The organism is Enterobacter sichuanensis (assembly GCF_002939185.1).
Taxonomy (GTDB): Bacteria; Pseudomonadota; Gammaproteobacteria; order Enterobacterales; family Enterobacteriaceae; genus Enterobacter; species Enterobacter sichuanensis.
This window is the reverse complement of sequence record NZ_POVL01000004.1, coordinates 1-18,385: the sequence shown is the minus strand read 5'-3', so window position 1 is coordinate 18,385 and position 18,385 is coordinate 1. Positions and strand designations below refer to the sequence as shown.

At 45.6% G+C, this 18,385-nt stretch carries 17 protein-coding genes and 1 pseudogene; 9 read left to right on the top strand and 9 right to left on the bottom strand.

The annotated features are described in order from the left end of the window. Positions 1–41 precede the first annotated feature (41 nt). Positions 42–2,747, top strand: a complete 2,706-nt coding sequence (gene secA / locus C5687_RS03070) for a preprotein translocase subunit SecA (RefSeq protein ID WP_025756760.1) — start codon at positions 42–44, stop codon at positions 2,745–2,747. 57 nt (positions 2,748–2,804) lie between these two features. Then, positions 2,805–3,197, top strand: coding sequence for an 8-oxo-dGTP diphosphatase MutT (gene mutT, locus C5687_RS03065; RefSeq protein WP_025756761.1), 393 nt, complete (start codon positions 2,805–2,807; stop codon positions 3,195–3,197). 34 nt (positions 3,198–3,231) lie between these two features. On the opposite strand, the gene yacG is transcribed toward mutT, so the two are convergent. The 3 genes from yacG to coaE are packed head-to-tail and all read right to left on the bottom strand — an operon-like array spanning position 3,232 to position 4,799. Next, complete coding sequence (gene yacG / locus C5687_RS03060) at positions 3,232–3,426, bottom strand: DNA gyrase inhibitor YacG (RefSeq protein ID WP_104556392.1); 195 nt, start codon at positions 3,424–3,426, stop codon at positions 3,232–3,234. Positions 3,427–3,435: 9 nt separating this feature from the next. After that, on the bottom strand, positions 3,436–4,179 hold the full coding sequence (gene zapD / locus C5687_RS03055) for a cell division protein ZapD (RefSeq protein WP_104556391.1): 744 nt from the start codon (positions 4,177–4,179) through the stop codon (positions 3,436–3,438). Further along, on the bottom strand, positions 4,179–4,799 hold the full coding sequence (gene coaE / locus C5687_RS03050) for a dephospho-CoA kinase (protein WP_047957755.1): 621 nt from the start codon (positions 4,797–4,799) through the stop codon (positions 4,179–4,181). Before coaE ends, zapD begins: the two co-directional genes overlap by 1 nt. Positions 4,800–5,027: 228 nt before the next feature. On the opposite strand from coaE, the gene C5687_RS03045 reads away from it, so the two are divergent. Further along, positions 5,028–6,071, top strand: a complete 1,044-nt coding sequence (locus C5687_RS03045) for a GMP reductase (protein ID WP_104556390.1) — start codon at positions 5,028–5,030, stop codon at positions 6,069–6,071. A 41-nt stretch (positions 6,072–6,112) separates the two neighbouring features. Here C5687_RS03045 and hofC read toward each other — a convergent pair whose 3' ends face one another. From hofC to ppdD, 3 genes are read right to left on the bottom strand one after another with little or no spacing between them, the layout of a single operon-like run. Further along, a complete protein-coding gene (gene hofC, locus C5687_RS03040) occupies positions 6,113–7,297 on the bottom strand; it encodes a protein transport protein HofC (RefSeq protein ID WP_104556389.1) in 1,185 nt (394 codons plus the stop codon). Continuing rightward, positions 7,287–8,669: a type II secretion system protein GspE gene (gene gspE / locus C5687_RS03035; RefSeq protein WP_104556388.1), complete on the bottom strand. Its 1,383-nt coding sequence runs from the start codon at positions 8,667–8,669 to the stop codon at positions 7,287–7,289. Before gspE ends, hofC begins: the two co-directional genes overlap by 11 nt. Positions 8,670–8,679: 10 nt before the next feature. After that, positions 8,680–9,081, bottom strand: coding sequence for a prepilin peptidase-dependent pilin (gene ppdD, locus C5687_RS03030; RefSeq protein ID WP_104556387.1), 402 nt, complete (start codon positions 9,079–9,081; stop codon positions 8,680–8,682). 41 nt (positions 9,082–9,122) lie between these two features. On the opposite strand from ppdD, the gene C5687_RS03025 reads away from it, so the two are divergent. The 6 genes from C5687_RS03025 (at position 9,123) to C5687_RS03000 (ending at position 16,221) form a co-directional block, all read left to right on the top strand. Continuing rightward, positions 9,123–10,679, top strand: coding sequence for a recombinase family protein (locus C5687_RS03025; RefSeq protein WP_104556386.1), 1,557 nt, complete (start codon positions 9,123–9,125; stop codon positions 10,677–10,679). Between the two features lie 143 nt (positions 10,680–10,822). Next, positions 10,823–12,265 (top strand): DEAD/DEAH box helicase family protein, encoded by a 1,443-nt coding sequence (locus tag C5687_RS03020; protein ID WP_087450419.1) that lies wholly within the window; start codon positions 10,823–10,825, stop codon positions 12,263–12,265. Between the two features lie 978 nt (positions 12,266–13,243). Next, complete coding sequence (locus C5687_RS03015; RefSeq protein ID WP_104556385.1) at positions 13,244–14,257, top strand: hypothetical protein; 1,014 nt, start codon at positions 13,244–13,246, stop codon at positions 14,255–14,257. Positions 14,258–14,327: 70 nt separating this feature from the next. After that, positions 14,328–14,645: a hypothetical protein gene (locus tag C5687_RS03010; protein WP_024558698.1), complete on the top strand. Its 318-nt coding sequence runs from the start codon at positions 14,328–14,330 to the stop codon at positions 14,643–14,645. A 126-nt stretch (positions 14,646–14,771) separates the two neighbouring features. After that, positions 14,772–15,167, top strand: coding sequence for a hypothetical protein (locus C5687_RS03005; protein ID WP_133060311.1), 396 nt, complete (start codon positions 14,772–14,774; stop codon positions 15,165–15,167). Positions 15,168–15,666: 499 nt separating this feature from the next. Beyond that, positions 15,667–16,221 (top strand): recombinase family protein, encoded by a 555-nt coding sequence (locus C5687_RS03000; RefSeq protein WP_085036383.1) that lies wholly within the window; start codon positions 15,667–15,669, stop codon positions 16,219–16,221. A gap of 111 nt (positions 16,222–16,332) precedes the next feature. Here C5687_RS03000 and C5687_RS02995 read toward each other — a convergent pair whose 3' ends face one another. From C5687_RS02995 to C5687_RS24555, 3 genes and pseudogenes are all read right to left on the bottom strand, one after another. After that, on the bottom strand, positions 16,333–17,073 hold the full coding sequence (locus C5687_RS02995) for a hypothetical protein (protein ID WP_087450422.1): 741 nt from the start codon (positions 17,071–17,073) through the stop codon (positions 16,333–16,335). A gap of 7 nt (positions 17,074–17,080) precedes the next feature. Then, positions 17,081–17,911, bottom strand: coding sequence for a DNA adenine methylase (locus C5687_RS02990; RefSeq protein ID WP_087450423.1), 831 nt, complete (start codon positions 17,909–17,911; stop codon positions 17,081–17,083). A gap of 30 nt (positions 17,912–17,941) precedes the next feature. Continuing rightward, a pseudogene (locus C5687_RS24555) lies at positions 17,942–18,385 on the bottom strand (AAA family ATPase); the annotation flags it as partial.

Here is an 18,385-nt window from a genome sequence, read left to right as displayed (position 1 = left end):
CTTAATTTATCTGCCCACAATGGGGCGTTTGAGAATTTATTATGCTAATCAAATTGTTAACTAAAGTTTTTGGTAGTCGTAACGATCGTACCCTGCGCCGTATGCGCAAAGCTGTTGCTGTCATCAACGGTATGGAACCGGCGATGGAGAAGCTCTCTGATGATGAGCTGAAAGCGAAAACGGCAGAATTCCGCGCGCGTCTGGAAAAAGGCGAAACCTTAGAAAGCCTGATCCCGGAAGCGTTCGCCGTGGTGCGTGAAGCGAGTAAGCGTGTATTTGGCATGCGTCACTTCGACGTTCAGTTGCTGGGCGGTATGGTGCTCAATGAGCGCTGCATCGCGGAAATGCGTACCGGTGAAGGTAAAACCCTGACCGCAACGCTGCCGGCATACCTGAACGCCCTGACCGGTAAAGGCGTACACGTCGTCACCGTCAACGACTATCTGGCACAGCGTGACGCCGAAAACAACCGTCCACTGTTCGAATTCCTCGGGATGACGGTGGGTATCAACATGTCCGGTCTGCCCGCGCCAGCTAAACGTGAAGCGTACAACGCGGATATCACCTACGGCACCAACAACGAATACGGCTTCGATTACCTGCGTGACAACATGGCGTTCAGCCCTGAAGAGCGCGTCCAGCGTAAACTGCACTATGCGCTGGTGGATGAGGTGGACTCCATCCTGATCGATGAAGCGCGTACACCGCTGATCATCTCCGGCCCGGCTGAAGACAGCTCTGAGATGTACCGTAAAGTCGACAAAATCATTCCACACCTGCTGCGTCAGGAAAAAGAAGACTCCGACACCTTCCAGGGTGAAGGCCACTTCTCCGTAGATGAAAAAGCGCGCCAGGTGAACCTGACCGAACGTGGTCTGGTGAAAATTGAAGAGCTGCTGGTGGCTGAAGGCATCATGGAAGAGGGTGAATCTCTCTATTCCCCGAGCAACATCATGCTGATGCACCACGTGACTGCCGCCCTGCGCGCCCATGCGCTGTTCACCCGCGATGTCGATTACATCGTGAAAGACGGCGAAGTGATTATCGTTGATGAACACACCGGCCGTACGATGCAGGGACGTCGCTGGTCTGACGGTCTGCACCAGGCCGTTGAAGCCAAAGAAGGCGTGGATATTCAAAACGAAAACCAGACGCTGGCCTCCATCACCTTCCAGAACTACTTCCGCCTTTACGAGAAGCTGGCAGGGATGACCGGTACGGCTGATACCGAAGCGTTTGAATTCAGCTCCATCTACAAGCTGGACACCGTGGTCGTTCCAACCAACCGCCCAATGATCCGTAAGGACATGCCGGACCTGGTGTACATGACCGAAGCGGAAAAAATTCAGGCCATCATCGAAGATATTCGCGAGCGTACCGCGAAAGGCCAGCCGGTGCTGGTGGGGACCATCTCCATCGAAAAATCCGAAGTGGTCTCTCACGAGCTGACGAAAGCGGGTATCAAACACAACGTTCTGAACGCTAAATTCCACGCCAAAGAAGCGGAAATCGTTGCACAGGCGGGTTATCCGGCTGCGGTGACCATCGCCACCAACATGGCGGGTCGTGGTACCGATATTATGCTGGGCGGTAGCTGGCAGGCGGAAGTGGCAGAGCTGGAAAACCCAACCCCTGAACAGATTGCACAGATCAAGGCCGACTGGCAGGTTCGTCATGACGCGGTTCTGGCCTCCGGCGGTCTGCATATCATCGGTACCGAGCGTCACGAATCTCGTCGTATCGATAACCAGCTGCGTGGTCGTGCGGGTCGTCAGGGGGATGCCGGTTCTTCCCGCTTCTACCTGTCGATGGAAGATGCGCTGATGCGTATTTTCGCCTCCGACCGTGTGTCCGGCATGATGCGTAAGCTGGGTATGAAACCTGGCGAAGCTATCGAGCACCCGTGGGTCACCAAAGCGATTGCTAACGCACAGCGTAAAGTGGAAAGCCGCAACTTCGATATTCGTAAGCAGCTGCTGGAATATGACGATGTGGCTAACGATCAGCGTCGCGCAATTTACACCCAGCGTAACGAACTGCTGGACGTGTCTGACGTAAGCGAAACCATCAACAGCATCCGTGAGGATGTGTTTAAGGCGACAATCGATGCGCATATTCCACCGCAGTCTCTGGAAGAGATGTGGGATATCGAAGGCCTGCAGGAACGTCTGAAAAACGACTTTGACCTCGATCTGCCAATCAAAGAGTGGCTGGACAAAGAGCCTGAACTGCATGAAGAAACCCTGCGCGAACGTATCTTTGAAACCGCGCTGGACGTATACAAGCGTAAGGAAGAGGTCGTTGGCGCTGAGATGATGCGTCACTTCGAAAAAGGTGTGATGCTGCAGACCCTGGACTCCCTGTGGAAAGAGCACCTGGCCGCGATGGACTATCTGCGTCAGGGGATCCACCTGCGTGGCTATGCGCAGAAAGATCCTAAACAGGAATACAAGCGTGAATCCTTCGCTATGTTTGCCTCTATGCTGGAGTCACTGAAGTATGAAGTGATCAGCACCCTGAGCAAGGTTCAGGTGCGTATGCCGGAAGAAGTGGAAGCGATGGAGCAGCAGCGTCGTGAAGAAGCTGAGCGCCTGGCACAGATGCAGCAGCTTAGCCACCAGACTGACGACAGCGAAGCCGCCGCAGCAATCGCCGCGCAGACCGGGGATCGTAAAGTGGGTCGTAACGATCCGTGCCCATGTGGATCCGGTAAAAAGTACAAGGCGTGCCACGGCCGTCTGAACTAAGTTCATAAAAAAACAAAAAGGCGCAGACATCTGCGCCTTTTTTATGGAAGTGACACGATGAAAATACTGCAAATTGCCGTCGGGATTATTCGCAACCCGCAAAACCAAATCTTCATTACCCAGCGCGCTGCCGACGCCCATATGGCAAACAAATGGGAGTTTCCCGGCGGAAAGATCGAGTCAGGTGAAACGCCGGAACAGGCGCTCGTTCGCGAGCTTCAGGAAGAGGTGGGGATCACTCCGCTTGGCGCCACGCTGTTTGATAAGCTCGAATACCAGTTCCCGGACAGGCACATCACGCTGTGGTTCTGGCTGGTGGAAAACTGGGAAGGCGAACCCTGGGGAAAAGAGGGGCAGCCGGGTAACTGGGTTGAACTTCAGGCAAGTGATGCCGAAAAATTCCCGCCGGCCAATGAGCCTGTGATCCTGCGGTTAGTCGCACAGCCGTAGGCCTGCTAAGCGAAGCGCCAGCAGGCTTTACAGACTACTGCTGGTTTTCACTCCAGTCATCGCTGTCCGAGAGAACGCCTTCGCTTGGAATACGTTTCTCTTCCGCCGCCCATTCACCCAGATCAATGAGCTGACAGCGTTTGCAGCAGAAGGGGCGGAACGGACTCACTTCGCCCCAGACAACGGTTTTGCCACAGGTTGGGCAGTTAACGGTGGTGATATCAGACATCGGCACTCCTTAACAACAGGCCAGTTCAAAATCGAGACGTTCCGGCACGGTGCCATTCTCACTGTCCAGCGGCATAAAGCGAATTGCAAAACGGCTCTTATGCCCTGAAATCTGTGGGTAAAGCTGTTCGCCAAGCGATACATTCAGGCGCAAAAGATCGGCATCATCGCCGTTATCCTGGTAGAAACCATTCAGGCTGGTTTGTTTGCGGAACGGCGCTGAGTTACGGATCAGATCGAGGATCAGCGACAGCGTCTGTTGCATGGGCTCCAGGCTTTTCAGCCAGCTGTTTACCTGTGCGTCACGCTGCACTTGCGGCATATGTAGCCACATGTGAAGCGTCGGCAAATCGAAGCTACAGCAGCCGCCAGGGATGCTCAGGCGCTGGCGCACCAGACCGATCAGACGATCTTCACGCAAAAACTGCCCGACGCGCGGCGCAGCCATCAGGTTGCTGCTGCTGGTTTTAAGCTGCTGACGAAGGGAATCGATACGGCTTACATCCACTCCCGGAACTTCAGCCCATGCCTGCAATTTACGCTGCTGACGCTCCAGCTCTTTGAGCAACTCTGTGCGGACATCGCCGCGCTCAATCACATCCAGTAGATCGCCCACGTTGCGGAAGAAGTGCAGCGCCGTGGCATGATCGTTAACAGGCAAATGTTGTGAAAGCTGTTGAATGAGGAATTCGATGCGCAGCCAGGTACGCATTTTTTCGTTGAGCGGATGCTCAAAAAGGATGTGTGTCGACATTATGGTTTTTCCTGTGCAACGGCCTGCGCGGCGAACGTCAGATACTGCGCGTGCAGACGGGCAACATCCGATGCAATGGCATCTGGTGCGCCGTTATTATTAATGACATCATCCGCAACGGCAAGGCGCTGAGCGCGCGTGGCCTGGGCGGCAAGAATTTGTTCAGCATGCTCACGTGAGACGTGGTCACGCGTCATGGTTCGCTGGATCTGCGTTTCGGGAGAGACATCAACCACCAGTACCCGATCGGCTCTCTTCTGCAGCTGATTTTCCACCAGCAGTGGAACGACCCACACTACGTAGGGAGAGTTGGCCGCAGCAATCTGACGCTGGGTTTCCTGGTGGATAATGGGGTGGAGCAGGGCATTAAGCCAGCGCTTTTCCGACGCGTCAGCAAAAATACGCTCACGAAGCTGGCGGCGATTAAGCGTGCCATCCGCAGTGAGGATGCTCTGACCAAAGTGGTTTTCGATAGCCTTTAGCGCGGGTGTACCTGGTTCTACCACCTGACGGGCAATGATATCGGCATCAATAATCGTGATACCCAGACGAGAGAACGCGTCCGCAACGGTACTTTTACCACTACCGATGCCGCCGGTTAATGCAACGATATACCCCATTAAATCAAATCCTGGGAATTATTCATTATTAAAATCAGTTGATTAAAACTCTAAGGTGCGCCAGCAACTGTTTAGCCCTGTTTACCGGCTTTTTACCAGGTAAATTTATAGGATTGTAGCGTAAAAAAAGAGAATTTCGCAGTCTTGCGGAGCAGGTATTAGTGCGTATGATAACGTCACTGGAGTTGTGCTTTTAACATATTTGCCTCTAACCCCAGGAATCCGCACATGCGTATCGAAGAAGATCTGAAGTTAGGTTTCAAAGACGTTCTCATCCGCCCTAAACGCTCTACACTGAAAAGTCGCTCAGACGTTGAACTCGAACGTCAGTTCACCTTTAAGCATTCCGGTCAGACCTGGTCTGGCGTGCCGATCATCGCTGCCAACATGGATACTGTGGGAACCTTTGAGATGGCAACCGCCCTGGCACAGTTCGACATTCTGACTGCCGTACACAAACATTACAGCCCTGAAGAGTGGAATGCATTTGTTGCGTCCGCATCTGCTGATGTGGTTAAGCATGTGATGGTCTCCACCGGTACCTCTGATGCCGATTTCGAAAAGACCAAACAGATCCTGAATGCGAACCCGGCACTCAGCTTCGTTTGTATTGATGTGGCGAATGGTTACTCCGAGCACTTCGTGCAGTTCGTCAGCAAGGCGCGTGAAGCCTGGCCGACGAAAACCATCATCGCGGGCAACGTGGTAACCGGCGAAATGTGTGAAGAACTGATCCTCTCCGGTGCAGATATCGTGAAAGTGGGCATTGGGCCGGGCTCCGTGTGCACCACGCGCGTCAAAACCGGCGTCGGTTATCCTCAGCTCTCCGCAGTCATTGAATGTGCCGATGCGGCGCACGGGCTGGGCGGCCAGATCATCAGTGACGGCGGGTGCACCATGCCGGGTGATGTGGCAAAAGCCTTCGGCGGCGGCGCGGACTTCGTGATGCTCGGCGGTATGCTGGCAGGCCACGAAGAGAGCGGTGGCTCCGTGGTTGAAGAGAACGGCGAGAAATTTATGCTGTTCTATGGAATGAGCTCTGAGTCTGCAATGACCCGTCATGTTGGTGGCGTGGCAAAATACCGCGCGGCAGAAGGCAAAACCGTTAAGCTGCCCCTGCGCGGCCCGGTTGAAAATACCGCACGTGATATCCTCGGTGGCCTGCGTTCCGCCTGCACCTACGTGGGGGCATCCCGCCTGAAAGAGCTGACGAAACGCACGACGTTTATTCGCGTTCAGGAACAGGAAAACCGCGTTTTCAACAGCCTGTAAGGGCTTTTGCTGGCGCATCTCCGTGCGCCAGCACGTCAGCACTATCCCGCACTCATCGCATCCCCCAGATGGAAAATCGGCAGGTACATGGCGACCACCAGCGTGCCGATGATGACTCCCGTTACAATCAGAAGCAATGGCTCCAGAAGCGCCGCCAGATTATCGGCCCGTTGCAAGGTCTGTTCCGTGTGATGGCGGGCCAGGTTTGCCAGCATGCTGTCCAGCGCGCCAGACATTTCACCGGTTCGTAAAAGCTGGATACACAGCGGGGTAAACATGGCCGCTCTCTGAAAGGATGACCAGACGGGGAAACCTTTTTCAACGTCCTCCCGAATCGTGCGGAGTATTCCCTGCCAGTACCGACTATCAACGGTCTCCTCTGCGCTCTCCAGCCCCTGCAAAAAGGCGATCCCCGCCTGCTGCGTGAGCGACAGAACGGTAAAAATGTGTCCCAGCTTTTGGCCCTGTGCCAGCGACCCCATCACTGGCATATGCATCAGAATGCGCTGCCAGCGAGGATTCTGCCGCAGAGCCCACGCGCCAGTGACGGTTGCCAGTATCACGGCAAACAATGCGAGGGCGTAGGACTGCATAAATGCTGCTATTCCCATAACCTTTTGTGTCAGCCACGGGAGCGGAGTGTTAAATGTTTTGTAGATCGCGGCGAACTCGGGCAAGACCAGGGTGACCATCGCCAGCACGACGAGGACGGCCAGCGTCAGAACGATCGCCGGATAGCGCAGCGCCTTTTTCACTTTCGCACTGAGTTGCTGCTGCGCTTTTTGTTGCTGCGCGAGTTGACGACAGCACGCCTCAAGCTTCCCGGTTAGTTCTCCGACCTTTACCATCGAGACATGCAGTGGGCTAAAAACCGCAGGCCATTTTTTGAGTGACTCAGAAAAGGGGCATCCTTCACTGAGTTCATCAGCAAGACTTTGCAGCAGCGCCTGCCAGGGTTTTGACGGATGCTGGTCAGCCAGCATTTGCAGGCTGTGGGACAATGTCAGCCCAGCCTGCAGCAGCGTGGCGAGCTGGCGAAACATCTCATAGCAGTGATGTGGCTGCCAGCGGTGTCTCTGCGTGCAGCGGGTCAGCGTTAGAGGATGAAGATCGTGACGCATCAACCTGCTGTAGGCTGCATTGCGGTCTGTAGCCCAGAGCGTCCCGCTTCGGGGTTCTCCTTCTTTGGTGAGCGCTCGCCAGCGCCAGAGCCGGTTAGCTGGCATCGGGCATGCCCAGGACGCGAATCAACTCTTCAATCGTGGTCAACCCTTCTTCAACAGCCATGCAGCCGTGCTCAAAAAGAGAAACCATTCCCGTCTGCCGGGCGCTCGCCTCGATCACTTCTGTTCCCGCTCCGCGGGTAATGGCCTGTCGCAGGTCATTGTCGATCGTGAGCACTTCAAAAATGGCCACCCGGCCATAAAAACCGTGATAACAGCGATCGCAGCCGGTGGGCTGCCAGCGGGGAAGCGGTCTGGGCCACACTGCGCGAGGTAAATCCGCATGCTCGCTGGCTTCCCGACGACAGTGGGGACACAGACGCCGGACCAGCCGCTGGGCAATTACCATCGAGAGTGCGGAAGATATCATCCAGCGCGCCACGCCCATCTGCTCCAGACGCGTCAGGGCTTCCGTTGTTGAGTTCGTGTGCAGTGTCGACAGCACCAGGTGTCCGGTCTGCGCGGCGTTAATGGCAATCCCGGCCGTTTCACCGTCACGAATTTCACCAACCATAATGATGTCGGGATCCTGACGCAGCAGCGCCCTGAGCACGCTCTGAAAGGTTAAACCCGCCCGGGGATTTATCTGTGTCTGGTTTAACCCCGCCAGGGGAATCTCAATGGGATCCTCCACGCTGCAGATGTTGACCTCCGGAGTATTACGCGCCTGCAACGCGCTGTAGAGCGTCACGGTTTTGCCGCTGCCGGTGGGGCCGGTGACCAGAATCAACCCCTGCGGCTGGTGGAGTACCCCATTAAAACGGGCCAGTTGTTCAGCGCTCATACCGAGCGCTTTCGGTTCCAGCGCCTGCTGAACCTGATGCAGAAGACGCAGTACAATTTTCTCGCCACCGTTGCAGGGAAGCGTGGCAATCCGAAATGAGACCGGCGCGTTTGCCAGCTCAATCGTGAACTGACCGTCCTGCGGTAAGCGGCGCTCTGCAATATCCAGATTACCCAACACTTTTAAACGTGCGCTGAACTGGCTGGCCAGCGAGGCGGAAAGCGGAGGTTGTGGGTAAAGCACCCCATCGATACGTAAACGGATCTGACAGGCATGCTCTCCCGGTTCGATATGAATGTCGGATGCGCGCTGGTTTATTGCCTGCTGCAGCGTGTGGTTGAGGATATCGACCGTTGAGTGTGTTTGCGAAACGACGGGCAGATGCGATTGCGACATGAGCTGCCGGTGTTTTTCCATGCGTTCTGCGCTCCAGCACTCGATATCAACCCGTTTCTGGGTCGCGAAGCGCAGGGCTTCCATCAGTTCACTGGCGGGGGTTCCCACGACGGCGATGCTTACCCTGTCACTGTCGCTGGTGAGCAGCAGAGCATGATGGCGCAGACAAAGTGCCACGAGTTGATCGGTTTTCATTAGCCGCTCCTCAGTTATTGTCGAAGCGGAAAACGTCTTCGCAGGCCTGTTTGAGCTCGCTGTCGTTACTGATATTGCAGCTGCGTTTCCAGCCCGTCATACCGTTGCCGCTGCTCCACTGGGGTGTCATCACCACCTCCAGCCCGGTCAGGCTCTCCTGGCCCGTTAATGACACGACGCCCTGCGTTACGCTCATGCCCGAGATATAACGCGTTGTCGTCGGGGAAGGGATGCCGTTGCTGCCGCCGTCACAGCCTGTCACGCCGCCATGATCCAGTGCGCACAGCTCAATGGCGGTGCGGTAGGGGACGAAGGTTTGCAACATATCGGTCAGCGCCGCTTTGCGCAGGTAGTTCTGATAGGCGGGGACGCCGATGGCGCTCAGAATCGCAATAATGCCAATGACCACCATGATATACTGCTTATTACTGTTGTGGTCTTAGGAAAAATTAAATGAAAAAAGCGGTGTATTGCTATGCTCGCGTCAGTTCGAGAGGACAAGCTAAAGATGGCTATGGTATGTCGAGACAGCAAGAAATGCTGCGGGATTACGTTGCTGCTTACGATGATTCTCTACATAATCGAGGATACGAGTTAGGATCGGTTAACTGGTTGTTCGCAGAAGGTATCTCGGCGTATAGCGGTAAGAACATAGAAGATGGTTCAGTGCTGAAATCATTTATTGATGATGTATTGGATCGTAAAATCATCAATGCAGTTTTAGTTATTGAGAACCTTGACCGATTTAGTCGAGCAGAACCAATTAAAGCCGCTAATTTATTCCTCAATTTGATTACTGCCGGATGTGATATCCATGAAGTCGAAACTGAAACAATACATCATTCCAGTAGCGATCTCAGTATCATTACGGGCGGGTTACAGCGTGCTCATAACGAGAGTAAACGCAAAGCCCGATTGAGTATCAAGAATTGGGATGAAAGAATCAAAAACGCAATTGATGGTAAAGCAGTACTGACTAATCGAGTCCCATCATGGTTGGAAGTAAAAAACAATGGATATGTAATCAAGGAAGGGGAGAGGGAAAAGTACAATCTTATATTCCAGATGTATGCTGACGGTTTCGGTCCGGCAGCAATACGCGATGTATTAAAAGAAAGGAGAATGTTAATCAATGATAGTGAACCAACTATTGCTCATTTAAACAAGATAATAAAAGATGAGAGATTGATTGGAAAATTCAATTCAACTGGCAGGAAAAAACTGAGTGGTCTTGTTATCTATCCAGTAGTTGTAGATTTATCACTATTCCATATCGTTGATCAACTACGGAAACAGAGGAATCCCGTTGGTAAAATCCATCGCAAGGCAAATAATTTATTTGCTGGCTTATGTATATGTATGGAGTGTGGTAGATATGTTCAGGTTAACAGTATTGAAGCTAATGGTGAATCATACTTTCGTTGTGGTGGAAGTCTCGTTAAGATTGATAGATGTCAGGAACGTGGATTTAAATACAAATTTTTTGAAAATGCATTATTGCAACATATAAGGAATTTTGATTTCTCATCATTGAATGCGAATGAATCTAAAGTTCAGATTAGAGTAAATCATCTTTCAATGGAGTTGTTAACACATTTAAAGTATAAAGATGAGATATTACAAGATATCGAGAAAGAGGATATACCCGATCCTAATGATAGGAGAATTTTGAAAAACTTACAGAAGAAAATAGGAGAAATTGAATCTGAAATATCGAATCTAAAACATTTGAATGTGAATGTCAGTGCATTTGATGAGTTGAAACAATATTCAGAGGAATTACGCGATCCAACGAATGTAGATATAAGACTCGATTTTAATATCAAGATTAGACGTGTAATTAAAAACATTATTGTAAAACGCTATAGTGATGCTATATTTTTAGTTGTTAATTACATAGCCATTAACGAAAAACAAGCTATCGTAATTAATAGTAAAAATGGTGAAATACTGTACATGGGTGTCCAGAATGATGACTTAAAAACAGTTGAGCATCTAATTGGTAATTAATTCTGTTTTTTTATGTGTTTTATTATTGCTTGGGATTAAGGTTTGATAATGTGTACTCTAAATACTAATAACTAAAACGACGAAAGGCCGACTCACTGGAACGAATCGGCCTTTCTAAATTAATCAATATGGAGCGTGTACAAATGATTAATCCTACACCTATTTATAACAAGTTTAAGTACGTATCTGCTGAGTGTGGTTCAGGTAAAACCACAGCTATATGTAATATAATCAATAACAGTACTGAAAGATATATTTTAGTACAGAACACACAAGAGCTTATTAAGCAGACAGTGAAGAAACTTAATGATTGTGAGTGTATTATTACGGATACAGTTTCAAAAGATGAAAGCGTTATTAGTTCAGTTATTGAATTTCTTTCATCTGGAAGTAATAAAACATTAATCATAACAGATAAAACGTTTTTCAAAATACCTCGTGAATTGTTATCTAACTGGAATGTATATATTGACGACGTGACTAATTTTCACTCTTTTCAGAATATAAATGAAGGTAATACTGAAATAAAAAACGTCATCCGTAATGTTTTAATCCACAAAGTACAGCCATTAGATGACAGAAATATGTATATTGCGGCTGAAAGAAACCCAGAAGTACAGGGGGATGTAGTAAGGAACATTTTAAATCAACTTTCAGTATTGAATGATAATGATCTTTTTATAATGAATAATGAGTACTTTATCGATGCGGAAAAGGAACAGCTTAATATTACCGCATGGAAAGATCTCAATAAGTACAAAGACGTATCAATCACCTTTCTCGGAGCTAATTTCGAAAACTCATTGATCTATAAAGGCAATAAAGAACTATTTGAAAGTACTGAACTTGAAGGATTACAGACACGAGAAACAGAACTCAAAGACAGGCTAAAGGTTTATTACTTCTCTAAAAAATTCAAATTATCAAGGACATGGAAAACTAACAACCCTGATAAAGTACAAAAAATATACGACTTCCTCGATGCCAGACTTGACGGGCAAGACTTCTACTGGACGAAGAACAAAAGTGACTCTCAGAGCCTCAAGAATGGCACAGAGATAAGCCCGGATGCCAGAGGATTCAACCAGTACCAACACTTGCTCACGTGCGTTTGGCTGGCCTGTATGCGTCCCTCTGAAACAGAAGCTAAACAGTGTGAATTGTTCTTTAAGATTGACGGCGAGGCGATACACATCGCAAGGGAATACGAAAGTCTACACCAGTTCGTACTACGAGGGATTTCGAGGAATTTTGACAGTACTGAAACGCAGATAGTCTATGTTTTTGATGAGTGGCAGGCCAGATCTCTTACAGACAATATTGAGTACATAGATCTCGGTATTGATGATGATGAACAAGGACAGAGAGGCAGGCCGCAAGGCTCAATGAACAAGGAAAAGCGTTTCACACTCGATGATACCAAAGCAAAGCGTTTCCGCCGCTGGAAAGACAGCAACCCAGGGCTTGAGTTAGAAGCGTTCAGGGCGTTTCTTGCCAGTGCTACCAACGCAGGTCTCAATACTGAAGAAATAAAGGCTATGTGGGACAAATACGAAAGTGAAGTACAAAAAACAAGCAGAAATTGAAGTCCAGAACACCATCATAAAAACGGATAAATGTCCGAAAAATAATACCTTAAATTCCTTTAGGTAATAAATTTCGGACATAAAAACGAGCGAAAGCGAATTAACTACCTGAAAACGGGAGCGGCGAAGCAAGCGAACTGTTTCGGGTAGTTAGTGAGAGTGCTCACGCAGTGAGTACTTGATGGTTATCTCATTGTTTATATAGATAAAAGAATTAAACAGTACCCGCTTTGCGTGTACTGTTCGCTGGATTCGGTTCTACTGCCCGTTCCCTTCGGTCACAGGCAGAGCGAACCCAATTGCGTTTCTTGTTCTGCCAGTAAGTGCGTAACTAACTGTTATTTAATTACTTATTCTACAAATCATTCCTTTTGTACTTCGTGGGGTATCTGCTGTTTCAGTTGCTGGAAAAGCCCTGTCAGTACTGACCAGAGCGAAGCACCCCGATCCGATTAATCCCGCTCCATGATGGTGTTTCGGACAAAACGCACAGGAAGCCCCTGAACGTGATGTTCATTACTGGCATACCTCAACGTACAAAACTCCATAAAACGCCGTAGCAATGTTTTGAGAGCGTTTGTGTGGTGGCATCGTCAGTACTCCTGTATTGAAATCAGACATATAGCCAGTTTCATGTCCTACTAATCCCCTTGATCGATTTTACCTATTGATTTGTATTGAATTAATAGATATCGATAGTTTGTAACGATCAATTGTCGTCAAATTGATCGTTAATATCAATCTAAATCGAACGTGCGTGTTACTCTTGAGAACCTGAATACGGACGGCTTTAAGTCCTTACTTTTGGCCTGAGAGAAGCTAACGGGAGTGACAAAACGGTGAGAGTGGTACAACTGCTAACCTATAAACTTTGGGGGGATTCCTTTTTAAGGGAGCTACCTAAAGGCAAACGAATTATTGTCGATAATACAAATAGAACGAACCATTGATTTGGACAATTATTAAAGGATAATTTCGGTGAGTAAATATTTTAAAATAGGAATTTTTGGCATTTGGGGAGTGTTTTTATTCCTTGCGTCAATGGATAAATTTGGTGATCTTTTCTCAGTCGGTACTGGCTTCTGGTCGGTAGTCATGCTTTCCCTCGCTGGATTGTGCCTGCTACTGGCAAGTACTGCCGCGATAGGTTGGGCTGTTTTGGGTTTAGGTACTCTCCGGGCTGAGTACTTACCCTATAAACTTGTTAACAATTATACAGTGCCAGTACTGATCATTGTACTGGCTTTCGTGGCGAGTGCTGCCCGATCCTCAAGTGATGAATCCAGAGCACAAAAACTTGGATTTAAAGACGGAAAAGACTTTTCTATTGCTCGTGAAAATAACATTACTAACGTTGCCGATTATGCCAAATTCGTAGAAGAGCAAAAAGTTATAAAGGCTGAAAAGGCGGCTCAAGATGCGTTAGCGGCAGCCGATAAAGCTGAACAGGATAAGGTGGCTAAGTATGTGGCTATATTTTCCGATTCTGGTAGAAAGGAGCGAGCACAAGAGTTAATCAGTAAAGATCTAAAAGAAAATACTGAATTGACTAAAAAGATACTTGATGAAATAGCATCTTATTCAAATGATTCAGTAGAAAGAGATGTGGCAGAAACGGACTATTTAGATTATGGGGTAAGTCTTAAATTGTATGATTTGGCAATAGATAAATCTAATTGCCGTGAGGAATTGAAAAATCAATTAGCTCCATATACAGCATGGAAAGACTCTCAGGATTGGCGACCATTCAGTGAATTTCCTAAGTCTATGCTAAAACAGGAAATGTATAGAAGGGATATCGTTAATGCCGATTACTCTAAGAAGAAAACTGAACTGGAAAACATTTTCAGAGAATGTGTTTTTTCACTAATTAATCAAACTAATCACCTTTCTCGTCCTAATGCCAAACCAGTAATTCAAGAGGCATATTTTCCTGAGAAGCTACAATGCGTTCAGAAAAATGGAGGTGATTATAATGCGTGTTATCCATAATATGATGTTTTCTGTATCAAATTGTATTGTTATTTTGGTTTAGAAACATATAACTAAGAGGCTATATAAAATGAAAAAGTTACTAATTTTAGGGTTGTTATTCAGTACTTCGACTTTTGCCGCATACAAAACATATGATCCGCATAAAGATAGCAAACTTGTAACTAAAGCGATTTCTGGCGTATGTAAATCAGAACATCAAAAATATGATGATCTTGATTATCAGCTTAAATCAAATATCGGTAGTATGAGCGATGCTGACGCAAAAAATGCCGTAGCAAATCTTAAGGATGCTAAACGTAAGCGTTGGGAATGTATTGAAAAAGAATTGAATAAAAAGAATATAACATTGAACTTAGAACAGTTGTTTAAAGAGGATAACCTTTAGCGAATAGTTCATAATAAGGGCAATGCTTATTCATTGCCCTAACTTATAATTAATCATTGCTGTAAGTAGTTGTAATGATTTTTTGTATTAGGTGATATAAACTGTATGGAAATCGGAGGTATGATAATGAATGTATTAATATATACGGTGGTTTTAGTTGGACTGTCATTCTCTGGTGTAGTTCGAGCCGATTTATTTTGTTATGAAAATACTCCCGTTTATAATTTTACTGAGGATGGTGTCAGTAAGTACCCTAATATTCAAGCGAATATTGTGATGCGAACAGTCAAAACAGATACAGTGCTCAGGTCATATAGTAGTGATGATCATGTAGTGCTTGAATACTATAAAAATAAAAATCTTATACAAAACAATTTAAAGAAAGTGAAAAATGGAATTTTTCGTGATAATGCGAATTTGATAGTGATAGTGAATCAAGCAACAATGTACCATTATCAACGCATTAAGTTTCAAGGGAAACCTGTAGTGGTTAGAAATCAATATAAATGTACGCCAGCTTGATTTTGCTAATTTAGTTTGTCGTAAGGAATTGTCTCATCAACTCTACTGTAGGGCAATGCCAGATATGCGGGCATAAACATTATCTAAGGCCGCTTTTGTGGCCTTCTGTATACAGAAATGGAAATGCCGCTAAGTTACCAGCCTTTAGAACATAAAATAATCGAAACCCAGTTCACCCATTTTTTGACCAAAAAGTTAAAGGGATCGTTTACTCAGATAAAAGTAGAGTCTGTTTTTTTCCGCACGATTTAAAATCTCGTTCGTCTGATCAGGTTCAACCCTGTCAACCAAATGCCGTGAACTCAGATCTCAGTACAGAACTTTTCACTAATCCGATATCGACTAAAAAACGCACGATCAAAAAATCTCTTTTGGGTAGTCCCTTGTGATACACCTCTTTTGTGTCTCGTTTAGTATCATTTAGATGTTGAATGCATTTAAATGATACAGTATCATTCAGTTAGTTAAAATGATACTAATCGGTTGCGAGGGAAGGAAAATGATTTTTGGTTATGCGAGAGTCTCAACGAAGGATCAGAATCTTGAGCGTCAGTTGGCAGTACTGGAACCAGTTTGTGACAAAATCGTTACAGAGAAAGAATCAGGCAAGTCCACCAGCGAAAGACCTGAATTGTTGAACCTTCTTTCTCACCTACGCCAAGGTGACACTCTCATTGCTCATTCAATTGATCGCCTTGCACGTAATACCCGCGATTTACTTGAAATAATTGATAGCCTTGTAGCACGTGGGATCACTGTGCAGTTTCTTGCAAATTCAATGAGTTTTGATAATTCCCCTCAATCACGCCTGATTCTAACAATGATGGGAGCCGTAGCGGAGTTTGAGCGAGGCATGATCGCATCACGCCGTCAGGAGGGGATTGCCCTTGCTAAAGAGGCTAAGAAGTACAAAGGCAAGCAAAAAAACAAAGAACTACATAGCAAGATTATCGATATGTTACAGGCTGGGAAGAACACACCGGACGAGATCGCTAAGTTGTGCGATTGCGGTAGAGCTACGGTTTTCCGTGTTAAGAAGGGAATGAATGTATAAAATAATAATGAACATAGATGCAGATGGCGGGAGTTTAATTAACAAAGGAATTGATTAATAGAATCCTTTAGATATCCATTGTTAAAATTTGCTATACTGTTTCATAAAAGATTAGTTTGGAATATTTAACTCTTCTCTAATGAGATCAATTAAATCTGTGTGCAACATTTTTAGTTCTTTTATTTTTTCTGCATAGGGAGCGTATAAATGTTCCATTTTTACGTTACCAGTAACCATCAGTTCAGTTCTAAAGTCTTTCGTGCCCATAAATGTCAGTATGCCATTGCTATAACTAATTAAATCAGCTAGTCCTTCTTTGTAAGTTTGTAATTCATTCTTCAAATCTGAACTTGAAACTAAAAGTAATTCAGATAGTTGGCTATGCAATGAGGCTTGCAGACCTGTTAATTCGGCAATGTAATTAGAGGCTTTTCTATTAAATTCAGTTTGTATTTGCCTTTCTAATTCCTTAGCTCCAGAGAAAAAAGGAGGTATTTCAAAATAACTAAGCATGAGTTCTTTGGCTTCGGAAAGAATAAACTCCGAGCCCTTCAGGTTTAATTTATCCACAGTAGACATAAAGTTTTTATATATTGATAAACGCTCTTTGAATATTGTTGCTTTCTCGTCTCTCTCGGCCTGTAACTTATTTTTTAGATTTTCAATTTCAATTGTGTGTGTTTTATCTAAAAGTTTTAATTCTTTATCATAATTTTCTTTTGCTTTCTTCGTGGCTATTTCTTTGACAAATACTGTAATAAAAGTCCAAATTACCATTACTGAAATGATAGAGAAAATAGCCAGAGGGCTATATTGTTCCCCTAATAATTGTATTATTCCCTTAATATCCATGCTAAATTTAAGTATCCTGTGTATTCAAACTGTTAGAATAAATTATAACCTCTTTTCCTTTAGATTTGAACTGAGCACTATAATTTAAAGTGTAATCTATCTGTCTAAATGAACTGTACATTGATTTGATTTCATCATTATTATCATAGGATACAATCCAATTAAAATTAGAGTCTAATAGTATATCCCTTATGTGAATATGATCGTCATGGTTGTAATAATTCCTATACAATCCCTGACCTTTAACATAATAGGGAGGATCTAAATATACAATAACTTTTTCATTTTGGGTGTTTTTAATTTGTTGCAACAATAATGCTGCATCATCATTAGATACGATTATTTTTTCAGCGTGTTTTTGTATTTTAATTATTCTTTTAATTAAGTTTTTCTTATTGAATCTGGCATCTAATTTATAGTTGCCAGATTGTGATTTACCACCAATTACTCCACCCTTCAAAATTCCAGAGCGGTTTGTTCGGTTAAGAAAAAATGATGCAAAACCTAATTCTTTCAAAGTGAAAAAAGATGGGTTTTCAAGTATATATTTTTGTTCATGCCAGCTTTCCATAGAGACATTCACTGTTTCTATGAAGTTAATTAAATCTTCCGTATGCTCAGTGGCAGTTTTCCAAAAAGAGTAAACAGCCAAATCGGCATCATTTATGTGAATTTTAGAGGCCCAACCTTCTAAAAGAAGACTAAGGGCAACACCTGCCCCCCCAGCGTAGGGCTCAACATAAAGACACCCTTCAAGGTTATTTTTACGAATAATATCTTTCATATGAGGAGCAAGTTTTGCTTTCCCACCAGGATATCTCAAAGGGCTATAGTTCATCGTTCACCACTGTTTTAATATAACATTCTATCAATTTTCAGAGTGTTTTTCAATAGAATATGAAAATTGCCATTCTTTACGCTCAATGCCATTCGGCATACATACTTTATAAAATAATTTCTCTAGATTTTTAGCAAACAGATGAATTTCTTTACTGTTAGTTGGGTTTTGTAACCAATGTAATATTACGAGCCTAAAGAAACTTGAATGTCTATTGAAGATATTTTTATTTAATTCTCTTTCAATGCCTTTTGATGTCCCATTTAATCTTTTACTTTCTTCAACTTTATCTTTAATAGATAGTATTTCAGGACGAATGTCATTAACATATTTTTGTTTGGTATAGCCTTGTCCGTAAATATTTTTATTACGCCAAAATGTTGCATCATTTGTAGAGTACAAATATTCAATATAATTGAAAAACATATTCTCAGGAGACTCATTTCCAGGAAGTGTCATGGTGCATCGCTCTAA